This is a genomic window from Micropruina sp. (assembly GCF_047606665.1).
In the GTDB taxonomy this organism is placed as follows: domain Bacteria; phylum Actinomycetota; class Actinomycetes; order Propionibacteriales; family Propionibacteriaceae; genus Micropruina.
Map to the genome: position 1 here is coordinate 20,161 of NZ_JASGEF010000001.1, position 17,376 is coordinate 37,536.

Annotated in this window: 19 protein-coding genes and 1 tRNA gene; 13 read left to right on the top strand and 7 right to left on the bottom strand. The window is 68.3% G+C overall.

Annotated features, from left to right (window positions below; all coding sequences use genetic code 11):
* Positions 1 to 37 precede the first annotated feature (37 nt).
* From QM619_RS00110 to QM619_RS00120, 3 genes are all read left to right on the top strand, one after another.
* Positions 38 to 658, top strand: a complete 621-nt coding sequence (locus tag QM619_RS00110) for a DoxX family protein (protein WP_415103098.1) — start codon at positions 38 to 40, stop codon at positions 656 to 658.
* A gap of 22 nt (positions 659 to 680) precedes the next feature.
* Positions 681 to 2,279, top strand: a complete 1,599-nt coding sequence (locus tag QM619_RS00115) for an alpha/beta hydrolase (RefSeq protein ID WP_415103099.1) — start codon at positions 681 to 683, stop codon at positions 2,277 to 2,279.
* 108 nt (positions 2,280 to 2,387) lie between these two features.
* Positions 2,388 to 2,463, top strand: a tRNA-Thr gene (locus QM619_RS00120).
* 19 nt (positions 2,464 to 2,482) lie between these two features.
* Here the strand turns inward: QM619_RS00120 and QM619_RS00125 are convergent.
* Positions 2,483 to 5,335: an IPT/TIG domain-containing protein gene (locus tag QM619_RS00125; RefSeq protein ID WP_415103100.1), complete on the bottom strand. Its 2,853-nt coding sequence runs from the start codon at positions 5,333 to 5,335 to the stop codon at positions 2,483 to 2,485.
* A 10-nt stretch (positions 5,336 to 5,345) separates the two neighbouring features.
* Here QM619_RS00125 and QM619_RS00130 point away from each other — a divergent pair, with 10 nt between their 5' ends.
* Positions 5,346 to 5,900, top strand: a complete 555-nt coding sequence (locus QM619_RS00130; protein ID WP_415103101.1) for a hypothetical protein — start codon at positions 5,346 to 5,348, stop codon at positions 5,898 to 5,900.
* 189 nt (positions 5,901 to 6,089) lie between these two features.
* On the opposite strand, the gene cysE is transcribed toward QM619_RS00130, so the two are convergent.
* From cysE to QM619_RS00160, 6 genes are all read right to left on the bottom strand, one after another.
* The gene (gene cysE / locus QM619_RS00135; RefSeq protein WP_415103102.1) at positions 6,090 to 6,881 is read right to left on the bottom strand and encodes a serine O-acetyltransferase; all 792 of its coding nucleotides are present in this window, start codon (positions 6,879 to 6,881) and stop codon (positions 6,090 to 6,092) included.
* 259 nt (positions 6,882 to 7,140) lie between these two features.
* Positions 7,141 to 7,563, bottom strand: coding sequence for an MmcQ/YjbR family DNA-binding protein (locus tag QM619_RS00140; RefSeq protein WP_415103103.1), 423 nt, complete (start codon positions 7,561 to 7,563; stop codon positions 7,141 to 7,143).
* The gene (locus tag QM619_RS00145) at positions 7,560 to 8,606 is read right to left on the bottom strand and encodes a DNA adenine methylase (protein WP_415103104.1); all 1,047 of its coding nucleotides are present in this window, start codon (positions 8,604 to 8,606) and stop codon (positions 7,560 to 7,562) included. Before QM619_RS00145 ends, QM619_RS00140 begins: the two co-directional genes overlap by 4 nt.
* A 35-nt stretch (positions 8,607 to 8,641) precedes the next feature.
* The gene (locus QM619_RS00150) at positions 8,642 to 8,881 is read right to left on the bottom strand and encodes a PIN domain-containing protein (protein WP_415103128.1); all 240 of its coding nucleotides are present in this window, start codon (positions 8,879 to 8,881) and stop codon (positions 8,642 to 8,644) included.
* A 24-nt stretch (positions 8,882 to 8,905) separates the two neighbouring features.
* Positions 8,906 to 9,055, bottom strand: a complete 150-nt coding sequence (locus QM619_RS00155; RefSeq protein WP_415103105.1) for a hypothetical protein — start codon at positions 9,053 to 9,055, stop codon at positions 8,906 to 8,908.
* Positions 9,052 to 9,276 (bottom strand): hypothetical protein, encoded by a 225-nt coding sequence (locus tag QM619_RS00160; protein ID WP_415103106.1) that lies wholly within the window; start codon positions 9,274 to 9,276, stop codon positions 9,052 to 9,054. The genes QM619_RS00155 and QM619_RS00160 overlap by 4 nt, the downstream gene beginning before the upstream one ends.
* Before the next feature lie 71 nt (positions 9,277 to 9,347).
* Here QM619_RS00160 and QM619_RS00165 point away from each other — a divergent pair, with 71 nt between their 5' ends.
* The 9 genes from QM619_RS00165 to QM619_RS00205 all read left to right on the top strand — a co-directional run bounded on the left by QM619_RS00165 (position 9,348) and on the right by QM619_RS00205 (position 17,375).
* The gene (locus QM619_RS00165) at positions 9,348 to 9,968 is read left to right on the top strand and encodes a TetR/AcrR family transcriptional regulator (RefSeq protein ID WP_415103107.1); all 621 of its coding nucleotides are present in this window, start codon (positions 9,348 to 9,350) and stop codon (positions 9,966 to 9,968) included.
* On the top strand, positions 9,965 to 11,233 hold the full coding sequence (locus QM619_RS00170; RefSeq protein ID WP_415103108.1) for an HlyD family secretion protein: 1,269 nt from the start codon (positions 9,965 to 9,967) through the stop codon (positions 11,231 to 11,233). The genes QM619_RS00165 and QM619_RS00170 overlap by 4 nt, the downstream gene beginning before the upstream one ends.
* A 2-nt stretch (positions 11,234 to 11,235) precedes the next feature.
* Positions 11,236 to 12,018: an efflux RND transporter periplasmic adaptor subunit gene (locus QM619_RS00175; RefSeq protein WP_415103109.1), complete on the top strand. Its 783-nt coding sequence runs from the start codon at positions 11,236 to 11,238 to the stop codon at positions 12,016 to 12,018.
* A complete protein-coding gene (locus tag QM619_RS00180; RefSeq protein ID WP_415103110.1) occupies positions 12,015 to 13,022 on the top strand; it encodes an ABC transporter ATP-binding protein in 1,008 nt (335 codons plus the stop codon). Before QM619_RS00175 ends, QM619_RS00180 begins: the two co-directional genes overlap by 4 nt.
* Positions 13,019 to 14,158 carry an ABC transporter permease gene (locus tag QM619_RS00185; RefSeq protein WP_415103111.1) on the top strand — a complete coding sequence of 380 codons (1,140 nt, stop codon included), beginning with the start codon at positions 13,019 to 13,021 and terminating at the stop codon, positions 14,156 to 14,158. The genes QM619_RS00180 and QM619_RS00185 overlap by 4 nt, the downstream gene beginning before the upstream one ends.
* Positions 14,155 to 15,291, top strand: a complete 1,137-nt coding sequence (locus QM619_RS00190) for an ABC transporter permease (RefSeq protein ID WP_415103112.1) — start codon at positions 14,155 to 14,157, stop codon at positions 15,289 to 15,291. Before QM619_RS00185 ends, QM619_RS00190 begins: the two co-directional genes overlap by 4 nt.
* Positions 15,288 to 16,349 (top strand): ATP-binding cassette domain-containing protein, encoded by a 1,062-nt coding sequence (locus tag QM619_RS00195; RefSeq protein ID WP_415103113.1) that lies wholly within the window; start codon positions 15,288 to 15,290, stop codon positions 16,347 to 16,349. Before QM619_RS00190 ends, QM619_RS00195 begins: the two co-directional genes overlap by 4 nt.
* A gap of 250 nt (positions 16,350 to 16,599) precedes the next feature.
* Positions 16,600 to 16,887, top strand: coding sequence for a transposase family protein (locus QM619_RS00200; RefSeq protein ID WP_415103114.1), 288 nt, complete (start codon positions 16,600 to 16,602; stop codon positions 16,885 to 16,887).
* 191 nt (positions 16,888 to 17,078) lie between these two features.
* Entirely contained in the window at positions 17,079 to 17,375 is a 297-nt protein-coding gene (locus QM619_RS00205; protein WP_415103115.1) for a nucleotidyltransferase family protein, read from the top strand.
* Position 17,376: the final 1 nt, after the last annotated feature.

Here is a 17,376-nt window from a genome sequence, read left to right on the forward strand (position 1 = left end):
ATGGAGGTCACCCCCACAAACGAAACCAAGGAGGACCATGACTGAGTCCACCGCGCCCACCGTCGTCTTCGAGACCCCGGCAGAGCCGTCTGAGGAAGAGCGCAAGCTCGCCGCCGAGCGGGCCGCCCGGCGCGAGGCCCGCGAGGCCGCGCTGGCCGCACCGGACGTCCGGGCCGTGCCGAAACCGGTGCCGGTGCTGATCACCCAGCGCACCACCGACCGGTTCCTGGGCGGCTTCGGCCTGTTCCTGCTGCGCCTGGTGGTGGCGGTGATCATGACCGTGCGCGGACTCGACATCGTGATGGACCCGGCGGCGGCCCAGCAGCTGTTCGCCAGCACCGTCCTGCCCGAGCCGGGGATCACGGCCATGGTGACCGGCATCGCCGGTCTGGCGATCGCGGTGGCGCTGGTGTTCGGGCTGCTCACCCGGGTGGCCGGTGTGGCACTGACACTGATCGCCGCCGGTGCGCTGGTCTTCGTGCAATGGGGCAATTGGAGCCCGTTCGTGCCGGGCCATTCCGGCTTCCTCGGCGAATTCGAGTTGCTGCTGGCGGCTGTCGGTGTGCTGCTGGCGTGCCTCGGTGGCGGCGGCTTCAGCCTCGACCGCAGCTTCCGGGCCAGCCGCGAGCGCAGCCGGCAGGCCGACGCCGACCTCTGACGAACACCACTAGATTGGGTGGGTGCGCACTCCGTCCCGCTGGATAGTCGGCGTTGTCGCGTTGTTCGCGTTCGCGGGTTGCCTGCCGGGCACCGCTCCGAGCCAGTCGGCGTCCAGTCCGCCGGCCGTCGCGTCGTCCGCGTCGCCGACCCCGACCGGACCGCTGATCGGCATCTCGCAGACTCCCGGTTTCGAGATCGACCGGCTACGGCTTCCGGCCACCACGGCGCGTCCAGACGGCGTCGTCGACCCGCCCTCCGGCGACGGCCTCAACGCCTACCTGCGGCAGACCATCCAGTGGCGGCAATGCGCCGAGCGGTACCAGTGCGCCACCATCCTCGCCCCGCTCGACTACGCCAACCCGAATCGTGAGGCGGTCACCTTGGCACTGGCGCGGAAGCGGGCCACCGCTTCGCCGAAGCTCGGCACCCTGTTCGTCAACCCCGGCGGACCGGGCGCCTCGGGCCGCAACCTGGTCACCTACTTCGCCTCGAAGGGTCTGGAACAGTACGACATCGTCGGCTGGGATCCGCGTGGCACCAACGCGTCCACCCCGGTGACCTGCTTCGACGACGCCGCCACGGACGCCTTCAACCAGCTCGACTCCTCGCCGGACGACGCCGCCGAGACAGAGGCGCTGATCGCCGGCACCTACGAGTTCGCGAAATCGTGCTGGGAGCACAGCGGCGAACTGCTCGAGCACATCTCCACCATCGACACCGCCCGCGACCTCGACCTGATGCGGACACTGGTCGGCGATTCGACGCTGTCGTATCTCGGCTACTCCTACGGCACCCAGATCGGTGCCGTCTACGCCGACCTGTTCCCGCAACGGGTCGGACGTCTGGTGTTGGACGCCGCCGTCGACATCACCGACGACGACACCGTCATCCAGGCGCAGGGCTTCGACCTGGCGCTGGGGAATTTCGCCTCCTGGTGCGCCCGGCAGAACTGCGGACTCGGCACCAGCAAGGACGAGGTGCTCGGCACCATCACCGGCTTCCTCGACCGGCTGGACGCCCAACCGGTGCCGGCCGGCGTCCGGAAGCTCACCCAGAGCCTGGCCGTCACCGGGATCGCCGGCTACCTGTACGGCGGAATTCCGTCCTGGCAGGCGCTGGCCAGGGACCTGCAGGCTGCGATGGCCGGGAACGGCGTCCGGCTGCTGCGGTCGTCCGACGGCCTCAACGGTCGCGGGGACGACGGCCACTACGGCTCGCTGTTCTACTCGTTCCCGGCGATCGGATGCGTCGATTCGAAGGACGAGGGGGTCGTCGAGGCCGAGCAGCGCTGGCTCGCCGATCAGCAGAAGGCGCCGATCTACGGCAAGTACTTCGGCCCCATCTACACCTGTGCCCTGTGGCCGGTGCGCAGCGCCCCGCAGTTCCAGCCGACCGGCGATGGCGCGGCCCCGATCGTGGTGGTCGGTGCCACCGGCGATCCGGCCACCCCGTACCAGAACGCGGTGACCATGGCGCAGCAGCTGACCTCGGCCGTCCTGCTCACCTACGAGGGTGAGGGCCACGGCACCTTCGGCGGCAAATCGGAGTGCATCGACAGCGCGGTGATCGCCTATCTGACGCAGGGCACGGTTCCCGCCGACGACACTCGATGCCAGTAGCTCTCGTGGAACGCCGGGACGGGTCTCCTCGGTCCACTCGTCGCTGCGCCGAATCGCTTCGGAACAGGCTGCTGGCCTATAGTGGGACGTCGCCGGCGCGTCCGGCATGCCGCCTTAGCTCAGTTGGCAGAGCGATTCACTCGTAATGAATAGGTCTGGGGTTCGACTCCCCAAGGCGGCTCCACCAGTTGGATTTCCGCACATCACGGGTTGATCGTGTTGTCGGCCACCTCCAACGGTCCGGCGTCCTGTTCGTCGATCGTCGTCTCGACCTGGACGGTTCCGGACCTGGTCAATGTGTTCCCGGTGATCGTGGTCGCGCCCGGGCCGGCTCGCAGCACGAAGATCCCTCCGTCGCCGAACAGGCCGGCGGCGTTGTCGACCAGGTCGGAGTTGGTGACGCGGAATGTGGTGTCGACGCCAGGGGCGGAGACGATTCCGCGTCCGTAGCGCAGGGTCAGACCGGTCACGGTGATCGAGGCGGGGCCGTTTGCGATCTGGCCCCGTCCGGCGTTGAACAATCCGGTGACCATGACGCCTCCCCAGTCGCCGGCCTGGGGGCTGGTGGCGTTCCCGTCGCCATTGGTGTCGCCTCGCACGGAGTCGTCGCGAATGCTGGTGAAAACAGCGGGCGTATCGGCCGTGCCATTCGCCACTAGCGCACCGTTGTAGCCGATCTCGAGGCTCCCGGCGAATTTGAGGACGGCTCCGGCCGGAACGGTGAGGGTGCCGAGCACCGTGACCGGTCCGCTGACGACGTATTGCAGTCCGGTGGTGGGCACCGTCCAGCTGCCGATCCGGCCGCTGATGCCAATGGCATTGACCTTGTTGTCGCTGCCGGTGTTGCTGCTCAGGCTGGCGGGATCGAAATCCTGCTCGGAGTAGAAATAGGCCGGTTGGTCCGTGGTGTTTCCGGTGACATGGTTCCCGGTGACCTGGACCGCGGTAGCGTATCCGTCCAGCCGGGGATCCGGGGGATAGGATTCGACAGAGATGCCGCCGGAGGACGTCAGCGTGTTGCCGACGATCACGATCTCACCGGCGACGCTGAACCCCATCCACAGGCTCCGGTCGGCGGTGATGCCGCCGCTGTTGTCGCTGAGGGTGGAGTTGGTCAGCCGGAAACCCGCCGCGCTGGACGAGGTGATCCCTGAACTGTAACGCTGGTCGAGTTCGTTCGCCGTGAGCGTGCCCGTGGTGTTATACGTCTGCGTATCGGTCGAATAATTGCTGCTGGACACACTGAGGCCACCCCAGCTTCCCGGCTCGGGCGAGGTGCCGTTGCCGTTGCCGTTGGTGTCGCCCCCGGCGTCGTCGTCGTGAATGCTGGTAAAGATCACCGGTTGGGTTTGGGTGCCGTTCACAATGAGGGACCCATCGGTCACATCCAGACGTGCCCCGTCGTCGAATTTGACGATCGCACCGGCCGGAATGGTGAGGGTCGCCCGCGGCGTCAGCGGAAATCCGGGGATCCCGCCGAGTTTGAGACTACCCATGATGTACGGCAGGCCGGTGGTGGGCAGCGCCCAATCCTCGACGAGGGTGCCGCAGAGTCGGATGGCGTTCACCGTGTTGTCGCTGCCGGTGTTCCCGGTGAGCAGGGACGGCTGCAGCGTGCCGTCACAGATCGAATACGCGGGTTGGGCGCTCGTGGCGCCGCTCACCGAATTGCCCGAGACCTGGACCGGAACGGGCACGTCGTTGGGGGTGGCGGCGTTGTAGCTGCCCATGCTGGAAACAGCGATGGTGCCTGAATCGACGAGCGTCGTCCCGGTGATGGTGATCGCGCGCTCCGGGTCCACATTCTCGTCACTGTGGTAGGCGACGACTCCCGCGGTGTTGTGCGACAGCGTGGAATCGGTCAGCTCGAACACCGACAGATCCGCATCCTGACCGGCCACACCACTGCCGTCGATCCCGCTGCCGTAGCGCACGGTCAGTGCGTTCGCTCGGAGGATCGCGTCGTCGTTGAGTCGGATGCTGCCCCAGTCGCCGGCCTTCGGGCTGGTGGCGCTGCCATCGCCGTTGGTGTCGCCACCGAGTGAGTCGTCGCGGATGCCGGTGAAGACGGCCGGGGCGGCCGTGGTGCCCTCGACCACCAGTGAGCCGTCCACCGACATCGACGCCTGGCCGTCGAATTTGACGACGGTGCCTGCCGCGACGGTGAGGGTGGCACTCTTGGCGACCGTCACCGTGCCGCTGACCCGGTAGACCGTGCCGCAGCCAGCCGGCTGCCAGGTGGTGTCGGCGGCAATGGTGCCGCTGACCGGGACCACCGTCGGGACGCAGGTCGAGGCGTAGCTGTAGCGGGCGGCGACGTGGGGCTTGCTGCTGCCGTACCGGCCGGTGACCACGACGTCCGCGGTGGTGCCGGGTTGGCCGGCCGGCGCGGTGACGGTGAGCTTCCGGTCGGTGAGGACTTTCAGGTTCGCGGCGGGTGTGCCGCCGAAGGTGACCCGGGTCGCCGTGCTGAATCCAAGGCCGACGACGGTGACGGTGGTGCCACCCGCGGCTGGACCGGTGGTGGGGGAGATCCCGGACACCCGCGGTGATGCGACGAAGGTGAAACGGGCTTGCCTGCCCGACTTGGAGCTGCCGTAGGCGGTGATCACCCGGACGGTGGTCGTCCCCGCCTCGCGCGGCGGCGTGGTCACGGTGAGCTTGTGCTCCGACCACACCCGGAGGTCGGTGCCTGCGGAGTTGCCGAACATCACCGTGGAGACGTCGAGGAAGTTGTCACCGACGATGGTGACCTTGGCGGGGTTGTCTGTGCCGGCCGAATCCGGACGCAGCGCGAACACCCGCGGTGCGGCGACGTAGCGGTACCTGGTGTGTTCGGAGACCTTCGAGATGCCCCTGTCGGTGACCACGCGGACGCCGACGGTGCTCCATCCCGGTGGCGCCGTCACGGTGAGCCGGGTGTCGGTGAGCACCTTCAGGTTCCAGCCGGTCTTCCAGCCGAACAACACACGTTTCGCGCCGGTGAACCCGCTGCCGGTCACGGTGATCTGGGTCCGGCCAGCCACCGGTCCGCGCGCCGGGGTCAGGGCGGTCACCGTCGGTGCGGTGGCCGGTGTGGCAGTCGGGGACGGCGTCGGTGTCGACGTAGACACCGGAGTCGGTGCCGGCGACGGTTGTGGCTCAGCCCACGCCGTAGACGAACTGGCCACGCCGCTCAGGGAGATCGCCACCGCGATCACACTGGAAAGCCACACTCGTACTTTGGATGACCGCATTGTCGTTCCCCCTGAGGTAATGCACGGCCCCGGGAACATCTCGGTGCCGAAGCGTCCCGACGACGGTGTGGGGGCGCCTCGGATAAAGATAGTGGAACTAGAGCACCGGTGGAAGAGGGTCGGGATCTCGGGAGAGGAGGTGCCGCCGGGATACTGGTTCTATTCGAAGGACCCCGCCGGGTCGGTGGCGAAGCGTTCCGAATATCCCGCGGGTGTACTCACCTTTTTTCAGCACCCAAGGAATTGTCTTCGTGGCGAAGGTGCACGTCGTCGAGTCGATCATCCGCAGCTGCTGGAAGAACACCGGTTCAACTCCGCCGTTGGGTTCGGCCCGCTGGTGGCGCTGGAGCAGACGACGGTTCCGCCGGGGCCCACGCCGAAATGAGCGTTATCGGCGGTCGCCGTGTCCGGAGATGACTTCCTCGCCCCGAAACGAGCGTTATGCCCGTCCGGTGACCGTGGGATAACGCTCATTTCGCCGCGGATGCGCCGGCGTTCGGGATGGGGCGCACTTTATAACGCAGGTCTCGGCGCGTGCCAGCAGAGCGGGGCAGTCCCGACAACCAGTTTGGGCCTACTCGGCGTCGTGGTAGGTCAGGTCGGTCTCGACCAGGTCCTCGGGGAAGACGTGCGCCGGGTAGCTCACCGGACGGGCCGGAACCCCGGCCACTGTGGTGAACGGGGCCACGTCTTCGAGCACTACCGATCCGGCGCCGATCTTGGCACCCTCGCCGACCTCGATATTGCCCAGCACCTTGGCGCCGGCGCCGATCATCACGCCGCGACGGATCTTCGGGTGCCGGTCGCCGCCCACCTTGCCGGTGCCGCCCAGGGTCACCTCGTGCAGCATCGAGAAGTCGTCCTCGACCACCGCGGTCTCGCCGATCACGATCGAGGTGGCATGGTCGAACAGGATCCCCTTGCCGATCCGGGCGCCGGGGTGGATGTCGACCGCGAACACCTCGGAGATCCGGCTCTGCAGGTAAAGCGCCAGCGATTGCCGGCCGGCCAGCCAGTAGTAGTGCGCCACCCGGTACGACTGCAGCGCGTGGAAGCCCTTGAAGTGCAGCAGCGGGATCGAGTAGCCCCTGCATGCAGGATCGCGGCTGAGCACGGCCCGCAGGTCTTCGCGGAAGGCCAGCCCGATCGTCGGATCGTTGGCGAATGCCTCGTCGATCAGCGAGCGCAGGCTGAGCGAGGTGATGGTGGGGCTGCCCAGCTTGGACGCCAGCAGGTAGCTGAGCACGTCTTCGAGCCGGTCGTGAGCCAGCACGACGGTGTGCAGGTAGCTGGCCAGTGCGGGTTCGCTGTCGGCGGCGGCGGTGGCTTCGGAGCGGATACGGCGCCAGATTTCATCGGTCGGCATGGCATGCCTTTCACGGGAGAAGTTGCGGTTGGAGAGGGTGAACAGGTGAGAAACGGTCGTTCAGCCGAGTCGACAACAGCAACACATGCACATCAGCACGCGGGTGTCGCGCGCAGTGATCATCGTCACGTTCGTGTGCATGGCGGCCAATCTAGCAGCGGAAGCCCGGAAAGCCGAGAGTCGGGCGACCCTCGCCTGCGACAACGCCGCGATCGGCCGGGGTATTTCCTGGTCATGCGGGGGAGGCGATCCGATCGGTTCAGCGGGTGATCCGATCGGCGCTCTCCAGGTACAGCCGGCCGCGGCCAGCGGACGCCCGCGACAGCCAGGCGTCCTCGATCACCTCGGCCAACTCGTCCCGGCTCAACTCGGGCAGCCGGCTGAGCCGCAGCAACACCGACGGGTGCCCGTCGAAGTGTGGCGTGGTGAAGAACGGGGTCGATTCGTCCTGGACCAGTGCCTCCTTGGCGGCCAGGTCGGGCACCCAGAACACCACCACGTCGTGGTAGCGCTCGCCGGTGACCGGGTCGACGGCGACCGGCCGCGGCGTCCGGAAGAAGACGAACGACTTGCCACCCACCTGGTAGACGGGGGTGGACGAGTCGGGGTCGTAGACCGTCACATAGGGCAGGGCGGACGCCAGCGCGTGAATGTCGGCGACCCGAGCCCGCCGGCTGTTCATCGCAGTTCCGCCAGTGCGCCGGCCACCCGCTCAGCCACTCCACCGATCACCACGTACTCGGTGTTGCGGGTGTGCGAGACCTTGCCCACCTTCTCGCCGAGGTGGTTGTAGATGCCGATCCGGGAGCCGATGTAGCGCCGGGATTCGAAGGCGAGCAACTCGACCGTCTCGTGCCCGGCGTCGGTCAGCCAGCCGACGATCTGTTCCGGCGTGACCCAGGCCTCGTCGTTGTAGGAGACCATCACCACCTCGGCGCGGGCGGCACCGATCACCGTGGCCAGCGCGTCCGGCATACTGCGGCGAGAGTTGAAGGCGCTGGCGTTCTGGCGGCCCTTGGCGTCCGCGCGCTTGCAGGCGATCCCGTAGTGGTCGGGCGAATCCCAGCGGACCAGCGTCTCCCAGATGTGGTAGTAGCTGAAGTAGCGGTGCTGGTTGTACGGCGGATCGAGGTAGATCAGGTCGACCGGCGGCAGCGTCCGCACCACGTCGAGGGCGTCGCCGCGCACCGCCTGTCCGGTACCGGTGAGCAGCACGGGCGCCCGCAGTCGCAGGTGATTGGACGCCCGCGGCGCCCACGACTTCAGATACGCCATGTGCTGGCCGGTGGTGTTGTCCACCCGGTCGGCGGCCTCCATCAGGGCGGTCAGCAGCACCGGGTACAGCGGGTGCCCGTCCCACTCGACCAGGTGCTCCCGGATCGCGTCGATCCGCTCGCCGTTGTGCGGCTGGAAGAACCGGGCGTTCTCGCAGAAGGTCTCGGTGACGTAACCACGGCGTCCGGGCAGGGCGTTGAGCTCGGCCAGCAGGGCGTCCAGCTCGTCGGCGTCGACCGCGTCGGCGTCGGTGGTGATGTAGCAGTGGGCCAGCACCTCGCTGTAGCTGGCCAGGTCGGCCGCGATCACCGACAGCCCGCGCCGCTTGAACTCCTGCGCCACCCGCGTGGTTCCGGTGAACAGGTCCACCGCCGTCCGGGCACCCGCACCCTGGGCCAGCGTCCCCAGGACGCCGGCCAGGGCCCGTTTGGAGCCCAGGTACTTGATCACAGCCGAAACCCTAACCCGGGTAACCCATTGGACGTTCAGACCACCTCGACCGATATCCCAGGAAGTCCGGCGGCGAGCGCATCAAGATCGTCCGGGTCGCCGGTGGCGATGACCCCTCCGCCGGCGGCGAGCGCGGTGGCCACGACGGCGGCATCCACATGGTCGACCGAGCCTCGACCGGCTCGCGCGAGGAGATTGCCGATCGTGCGGGCGAGAGTCCGGGTCGTGTCGACGACATCGATGCCGCTGTGGCGTCCGAGGCAGGAGTCGACGATCTGATCGTGCCGTCCGCCGCGATACTACCCGGCCAGCACCGCCGCCGGCACGTGGACGTCGATGCCGCTCAGCACGGCTGCTTTGAGGGCTGCGTGGACGGCGCCGGGCGCCTGTCCGGAGCGGCTGCGGGCAAGTTGTGAGAACGCCTCGGAATCGAGGATCAGCGCGGTCATCCGAGTGCGCGGCGGAATCGCTCGACGTCGGCGGGGTCGGGTTCGCCGAACTCGGCGTCCAGCGTGGCGACGAAATCAGCCAGAGCGGCGTGACGGGCCCGCCGCTCCATCTCGGCGCGCAGCACCGCGTTCACTGTGGCGGAGAGTGCGGCGGCATCGTCGCCGAAGGTTTGCACCACGTCGGGGTCCAGGGTGAGGGTCTTGCGGACCTTGCTGCTCATACTGCGATCCTACTTCTCGCACGTCGTGGACGTCTTGCCACGAAATCAAACTGAACCGTACAGTTTGATCCGTGGAGGAGTTGAGCCCTCGAGCCCAGGCCAAGCGTCGGCAGATCACCGACGCCGGTCGTGCGCTCTTCCTCAGCCAGGGCTACGCCCGCACCTCGATGGACGCCGTCACCGCCGCGGCCGGGGTCAGCAAACAGACCCTCTACGCCTACTTCCCGAGCAAGGACGAGTTGCTGATCGCGATCCTGGCCGAGGCGCTGCAGGCGTTGGGCCCGCAACGCGGCATCGAACCTCCACGGACCCGCGCCGAGCTTCGGGACGCCCTGATCGGCTTCGTCGGGCGGCTGCTCGACACCATGCTGCGCGACGAGTCGATCGCCATTTTGCGGCTGCTGGTCGGCGAGGCCGTGCACGTCCCCGAACTGCGTCACACCTTCCTGGAAGCGTTGCCCTATCAACTGCTGGAACGCGCCACCGCGATCCTCGCCGGGGCCGCGGCCAACGGGGTGATCGTGCCCGACCATCCCGAGATCAGCGTGCGGCTGCTGGTCGGGCCGTTGATGAGCTACGTCGTCTTCGGCGGTCTGATGAGCAACGACGCCCCCGAACATCCGGGCACGGGGACCATCGAATGGCTGGTCGACGCCTACCTGCGCACCCTCGACTTCGGCGGTGACGCATGAGTTGCCGACAGCTGGCCGTCCTGGGCGTCGCCCTTGGTCTGGTGCTCACCGGGTGCGCGCAGCCGTCCGAGACCATCGCGGTCACCGGACGGGTCAGCGCCGACATGCTCACCGTCCAGGCCCCGACCCTGGCGATTCCGGCGGGCACGTCGCCGCGGGTCGTCGCCGTGCCGGTCCGGCTCGGCGACCAGGTGAAGGCCGGCGACGTCCTGCTCCGCTTCGACGACACCACGCTGGCCGCCAAGCTGACCATCGCCAAGAAGAACGCCGCGGTCGCCAAGGTGCAGGTTGGGGTGGTCGACGCCGGCCTCGACACCCTGGCTGACAAGGAACGAGACCTGCGCGACAAGCGCAGCGAGGTCACCGACGGCATCGCCAAGGCCACCAAGGCGCGCAAGGACCTGTCCGGCAAGCTGGCCGACGCCCGCAAGGCGTCCGGCACCCTGCCCAAGCAGCTGGCCACGGTCGAGAAGAACCTCAGCGAGCTCAGATCGAAGCTGGCTGGGGTCGAGCAGGAGCTCGCGCAGGTCACCGCCGCGCTGCAGGCTTTGCCCCCGGACGCCGGACCGGAGGTTCGCGAACCGTTGCTGCAGGCCAAGCAGCAGCTCACCGCGGTACGGGCTCAGCTGACCGGGGGCATCGCCACACTCAGCACCGCCCGCGCCAAGCTCACCGCCGGCATCGCCGCGCTGAAGAAGGGCGTCCGGCAGTTGGGCAAGGCGATCGCCACCATCGACGCGAACCTGGTCAAGGCCCGTGACGGATTGCGGAAGATCGATGACGGCCTGACCAAGCTCAGCGACGCCCGCGCTGACCTCAACCGTGCCCGCACGCTCGCCGTGATCGCCGCCGCCGACACCACCGGCGTCGACACCGCGACCCTCGAGCGCACGCAGGCTGTCGTCCGAGCCCCCGCCGACGCTCTGGTGACCGCCGTCGCGCACGTCGGCGACGTCGTGGCACCCGGCGCCATGATCGCCGAGCTCGCTCGTCCGGCATCGGTGGTGACCACCTGGCTGGCGCCCGAACAGGTGGCCCAGACCTGTCTGGACGCCCCGGCGACGGTCAGTCTCGACTCGCTCGCCATGCCGGCGTCCGGTCGGGTCAGCCGGATCGTTCCGGCCGCGAACTACCCGCCGACTTACCACACCACCGACCAGGTGCATCTGACCCGCGCGGTTCCGGTGGAGGTCACCGTGACCTCCCCACTGCCGCCCGGCGTGCCCGCCGACCTCCGAATCTCCACCTGCCCGACCGAGGGGTGACCATGAAGTCTCACAAGCGTCCGCCGATCCCGGTGATCGTCGTCGTGCTGCTGCTCGTCGGTCTGGGCGGCTGGTGGTGGTGGAGCGCCACCCGGCCCGCGCCGGACGCCGGACTGACGCTGACCGGGCAGGTCGAGACAAGCCAGATCGCCATCGCCCCCGCCACCGCAGGCCGGATCACCTCGATGAAGGCGTCCGAGGGCGACCAGGTCAGCAAGGGTCAGGTGCTGGTGCAACTCGACACCGCCGCGCTGAAACTGCAAGTCAGCCAGGCCAAACGGGGCGTCACCGCGGCGAAGGCGGCGGTCACCAACGTCGAGAACGACGACGACGCCACCAAGGCCGACCTGAAGGCCGCCAACGCCCGGCTGGCCCAGGCCGAGGCCGCCGTGAAGCTGGCTCAGGTGCAGCTCGGCTACGCCACCATCAAGGCGCCCAGCGCGGGCACCGTGATCAACGTGGTCGGCAACGCCGGCGGCAACGCGGCCCCCGGCCGCACCCTGCTGACCATGACCGACCCCGCCGATCTGTTCGTCCGGGTCTTCATCTCAGAGCCCCGGATCGGCCAGGTCAGCGTCGGCGGAACCGCCACGATCACCACCGACTCGGCCACCGGCAGCTTCACCGGCACGGTCTCGTTCGTCTCCGACACCGCCGAGTTCACCCCGAACACCATCGACACCCCCGACCAGCGCACCAAGCTGGTGTTCGCCGTCCGGATCCGGATCGACGACCCGTCCGGCACCCTGAAGTCCGGCATGCCGGTGGACGTGCGACTGTCATGACCGCCGACCAGGCCGCACCCGCGGCCATCGAGGCGTCCGGTCTGCGCCGGACGTTCGGCGACGTCGTCGCCGTCGACGGGGTCGACCTTGAGGTGCCGACCGGCGCGGTGCTCGGCCTGCTCGGTCCGGACGGCGCCGGCAAGTCGACGCTGATCCGGATGCTTGCCACGGTGCTCCGGCCGGACGCAGGCGATGCTCACGTCCAGGGCTTCTCGGTGACCCGGCAGCCCGGCAAGGTCACCCCGCGGATCGGCTACATGTCCCAGAAATTCGCGCTCTATCCCGACCTGAGCGTGGCCGAGAACATCGAGTTCTTCGCCCGGCTGCGCGGCGTCCCGGCCGCTGAACGCAAAGAACGGTCGCGGGCCTTGCTGACCGGGATGGGGCTGGCCGACTTCCTGGACCGGCAGGCCGGACGGCTCTCCGGAGGCATGAAGCAGAAGCTGTTCCTGGCCACCACGCTGATGCACCGGCCCGAGGTGCTGCTGCTCGACGAGCCGACCACCGGCGTCGACCCGGTCTCCCGGCGCGAGTTCTGGCGCATCCTGGCCGACCTGCGCGGGGCCGACCGGCATGGGGCCGGCACCACCGTGCTGGTCGCCACACCGTACATGGACGAGGCCGAGCGCTGCACCGACGTGATCTTCCTGGACGGCGGACGCGTCCGGCACCACGGCAGCCCGGCCGAGATCAAGGCGCTGGTGCCTGGACGCCTGTTCGAGTTGCGCGCCGCCGAGCCGCGGACGGCGCTGGGGGCGGTCGAGACGGTGCCGGGCGTGCTGGCCGCGCATCTGTACGGCGACATCGTCCGGGTGCTGGCCGACACCGGGGACGCCGCCGAGGTGGAGGCGCGGTTGGCCGCCGCCGGCGTGCTGGGCCGCGTCCGGGCGGTCGCCGTCGACATGGAGACCGCGTTCGCCGTCCTCGCCGAGCTGAACCGGGCCGGATCGAACCGGGCCGAATCGAACCGGGCCGAACCGAATCGGGAACGGACGGCGCCATGAACGCGTGGAACCGGATCGGCGCCCTGATCGCCAAGGAATTCCGCCACCTCGGACGGGACCGCCGCACCCTCGCCGTGGTGCTGGCGCTGCCGGTGCTGCAGATGATCCTGTTCGCCTACGCGATCAGCTTCGACGTCAAGAACGTCTCCACCATCGTCATCGACCAGGATCGGACGCCGGCCAGCGCCGCCTACCTGCGCAGCTACGCCAGCTCGGACTTCTTCCGCGTCGTCGGCAACGCCGACAACCTGACCGACGTCGACGAGATCTTCGACCGCAACGAGGCCCGGATTGCCGTAGTGGTGCCGGCCGGCTTCGGGCGCAGCCTGGCCGCCGGCGAGCAGGCCCCGGTCGCGGTCTACCTGGACGGCAGCGAACCCACCGCGGCGCGGGTCGGGCAGGCCTTCGCCACCGCGCTCAACCAGTCCTACGGGCAACAGGTGACCATCGAATGGGCTGACCGCCAGGGCCTGGACGTCACCGCCGCCGGCCAGCTCGAACCGCGGGTGCGCACCTGGTACAACCCGGAAAGACGAAGTTCGGACTTCCTGATCCCCGGCCTGATGGTGGTGATCATCATGGTGGTCGCCGTCCAGCAGACCGCGGTCAGCCTGGTCCGGGAACGGGAACAGGGCACCGACGAACAGCTGGCGATCAGCCCACTGGCCGGTTGGGAGACGATGATCGGCAAGCTGGCGCCCTGGACGCTGCTGGCCTTCGCCGAGCTGGCGGTGATCACCGCGGTCGGGGTGTGGTTCTTCGGCCTGCCGTTGCGCGGCAGCCTGGGGGTGCTGGCACTCGGTGCCGCGCTGTTCGTGTTCTGCTCGCTCGGCCTGGGGCTGGTCATCTCGGCGGTCGCGCCCAGCCTGGAGAGCGCCAACATGCTCGGCTTGCTGCTGTCGATCTTGCCGGCGTTCATCCTGTCCGGGTTCGCCTTCCCGTTGAGCTCGATTCCGGGCTGGCTGCAGGCGGTGAGCTGGCTGTTCCCGGCCCGGTTCATGGTGACCATCTCGCGCGGGGTGTTCCTGAAAGGCGCCGGGGTGGATGAGCTCTGGCCCGAACTGGTCGCGTTGACCGGCTATGCGGTGGTCGTGATCGCCGTCGCGGTGGTGCTGTCGGCGAGGAGGCGGCGATGAGAAGCCCCGGCGCGCGGATCCGGCGGCGGATCCGGCTGTTGATCTGGAAGGAGTTCCTTCAGCTGCGCCGCGACCCGCTGTTGCTGCGGCTGCTGTTCCTGATGCCGATCATGCAGCTGATTCTGTTCGGCTACGTGGTGGCGGCCGATGTGACGAACCTGAATACGGCCATCGTCGACCTCGACCGGACGTCCACCTCGCGGGCACTGGAGGCGCACTTCGCGGCGTCCGACTATTTCGTGATCACCGCCCACGCGTCCGAACCCGACCTGCAGTCGCTGATGGACACCGGGAAGATCGCGATCGCGATCGTCATTCCCGAGGGCACGCAGGCGGCGCTGGATCGTGGCGAGACCGCCCCGATCGGGGTGGTGGTGGACGGCTCGGACAGCCAGGTGGCGTCCGTGGGCAGTGGCTATGCCGCCCAGATCATCGGCCGGTTCAACGCCGAGCGGATGGCCGCCCAGGGCGTCCAGTTGGCCGCGCCGGGCATCGACGCCCGCGTCCGGGTGATGTTCAACCCGACTCTGGCTTCGGTGAACACCATGATTCCCGGATTGGTGGCGGCGATCGTGATGCTGTCGATCATGGCGGTGATGGGGCAGGCCGTGGTCAAAGAGCGCGAACGCGGCACGCTGGAGCAGATGTTCGTCACGCCGATCCGGCCCACCGAGTACCTGATCGGAAAGGTCACCCCATATGCGCTGGTGGCGACCGTGCAGCTGCTGCTGGTGGCGTTCGTCGGGATCTTCTGGTTCGGCGTCCCGTTCGCCGGGCAGATCTCGGTGGTGGCGGCCGGGCTCGCCCTGTTCATGCTCACTTCGATCGGGCTTGGGCTGCTGATCTCGCTGGTGTCGCACACCCGGCAGCAGGCGCAGCAGCTGATGATGCTGTTCATGCTGCCCAGCTTCGTGCTGTCCGGCTTCATCTTCCCGATCGACTCGATGCCGGCGCCGATCGTGCCGCTGACCTGGTTTGTGCCGCTCACCTGGGCGATCGAGATTCTCCGCGGGGCGTTCATCAAGGGCAGCGGGTTCGAGGCCCTCGGAATGCAATTCGCGGTGCTGAGCGCGTTCGCCGTGGTGATCTTCGGTGCCGCCGTCGCCGCCACTCGCAGGAGGTTGACCGAATGACCACCGCACCCCGGCGTGCTCTGCCCCCGGACGACAACCCGCCCGCCGACCCGCTCTACTGGGGCCGGCACGCCGTCGACAGCCAGCCGACCGACAGCGTGCGGGGCACGCCGCCGAACCCGGACGCCGCCATCTCGGTGCGTGGCCTGACCAAGCGCTTCGGCAGCTTCACCGCCGTCGACGGGATCGACTTCGACGTGGCTCGCGGCAGCATCGTCGGCTTCCTCGGCCCGAACGGCTCCGGCAAGACCACCACGATCCGGATGCTCACCGGTACGTCGGCCCCCGACGCCGGACAGGCGCTGGTGCTAGGCGAGGATGTGGTGGAGCACCCCGAGCGGGTACGGCAACGGTTCGGCTACATGTCGCAGAAATTCGCCCTGTTCGAGGACATGACGGTCGAGGAGAATCTGCGCTTCTATGCCGGCGTCTACGACTTGAGCCCGGAACGGTTCGCGCAGCAGCGCGCCTACGTGTTGCAGATGGCCGACCTGCAGGGACGCGAGAACGAGCTGACGGCGAACCTGTCGGTGGGCTGGCGGCAGCGGCTGGCCCTGGGCACCGCCACCATTCATGACCCCGAACTGCTGTTCCTCGACGAGCCGACCGGTGGTGTCGACCCCGTCGCTCGCCGGCAGTTCTGGGATCTGCTCTACGAACTCGCCGGACGCGGCGTGACCCTGTTCGTCACCACTCACTACATGGACGAGGCGAGCCATTGCAATCGGCTGGCGTTCATCTACCGCGGCGGGCTGATCGCCGAAGGGGCGCCGGCCGAGATCCGGCACGATCTGCTCACCGAGCGGGTGATCGAGGTGCGGGTGGCCGACGTGGACGGTGCGCTTGCCTGGCTGGAGCGGGCCCCCGGAGTTGAGGAGGCGTACCTGTCCGGCGTATCGCTGCACGCGGTGATCGACCCTGCGGCGACCGCCGTCGACGGCGTGCTGCCCACCTTCACCCGCGGCCTACGCGAGGCGGGGTTCTCCGACGCTGTGGTTGGGCTGGTCGAACCGACCCTGGAGGACGTCTTCGTGAACCTGGTGGCCCGGGCGAAGTAGACCAGCTCGGCAACTTCCGCCACTGCCAGTGGACCAGGTTAGTTAGATTGGCTGCGCTACATCTCGGCAGTTTGGTTGCTCAACTATGCCCATGGCAGGGGGCCCAGGGCCCCGGAAAGGTCGGCTGATGTGGCTGTGGCTTGGGAAGACGTCGGGGTGTGGCCGGCGTGGGGTGTGGGACGGGCGTGGCCTGTGGGTTTGGGATGGGAGTTGCGAGACAACCTTCCCCGACTCAGGACCACACCCGCCGATGCCATCTTCCCCGAAGGCCGGCGCGAGCAAGATCGAACGCGCCGATGACCTGATGACCGCCTTGTCCACTGTTCCCGATCCCCGCGATCCGCGCGGGGTCCGCTACCGGCTGGCCGCAGTGCTGACGGTCGCTGTCTGCGCGGTGCCCACGAAGCGACGCAGTTGGCTGCTCCACCGTCAGATCTCCCGCAAGCTCGGGATGAGTGGCATCGACGACTTCGGATGGGGACGCATGCAGCGCAACCTGGATCGGGTGCGGTTTGACCGTTCAGGGCCCGGTTCATGAGCGCAACCTGGACCGCTGGCAGCGCATCATCGAAAGTCGAAGCGAGCGGGGCCTGCAGCGTGTCCTAGTCGACACGTCCACCGACGGCATCGAGATGCCTGAGGTGTCACCCATGACCGGCTTCCACCGAGGATGAGCGTCTTGGCGTTCTGGCCGGGATCCAGCGGTGATCGCTGCCGTAGACTTCAGGTGTGCTCGCTATAGATGTCGATCGAGAGCGCTTGCGCGAAGTATGTGAGCGCTACGGTGTCGTTCGCCTTGAGGTCTTCGGCTCGCTTGTGCGCGGCACGGTTGGGCCCGACAGCGACATCGACTTGCTCTACACCCTAGCCACGGGGGCTCGGCTGGGTTGGGCGATCGAAGACCTCAGCGAGGAACTCGCGGCTGTGTTTGGCCGGCCGGTCGACTTGGTCTCGCGTGGCGGCTTGAACTCTCGGATGCGTGAGTGTGTGCTTGCCGAAGCCCAACCCTGCTATGCCGCGGCGTGAG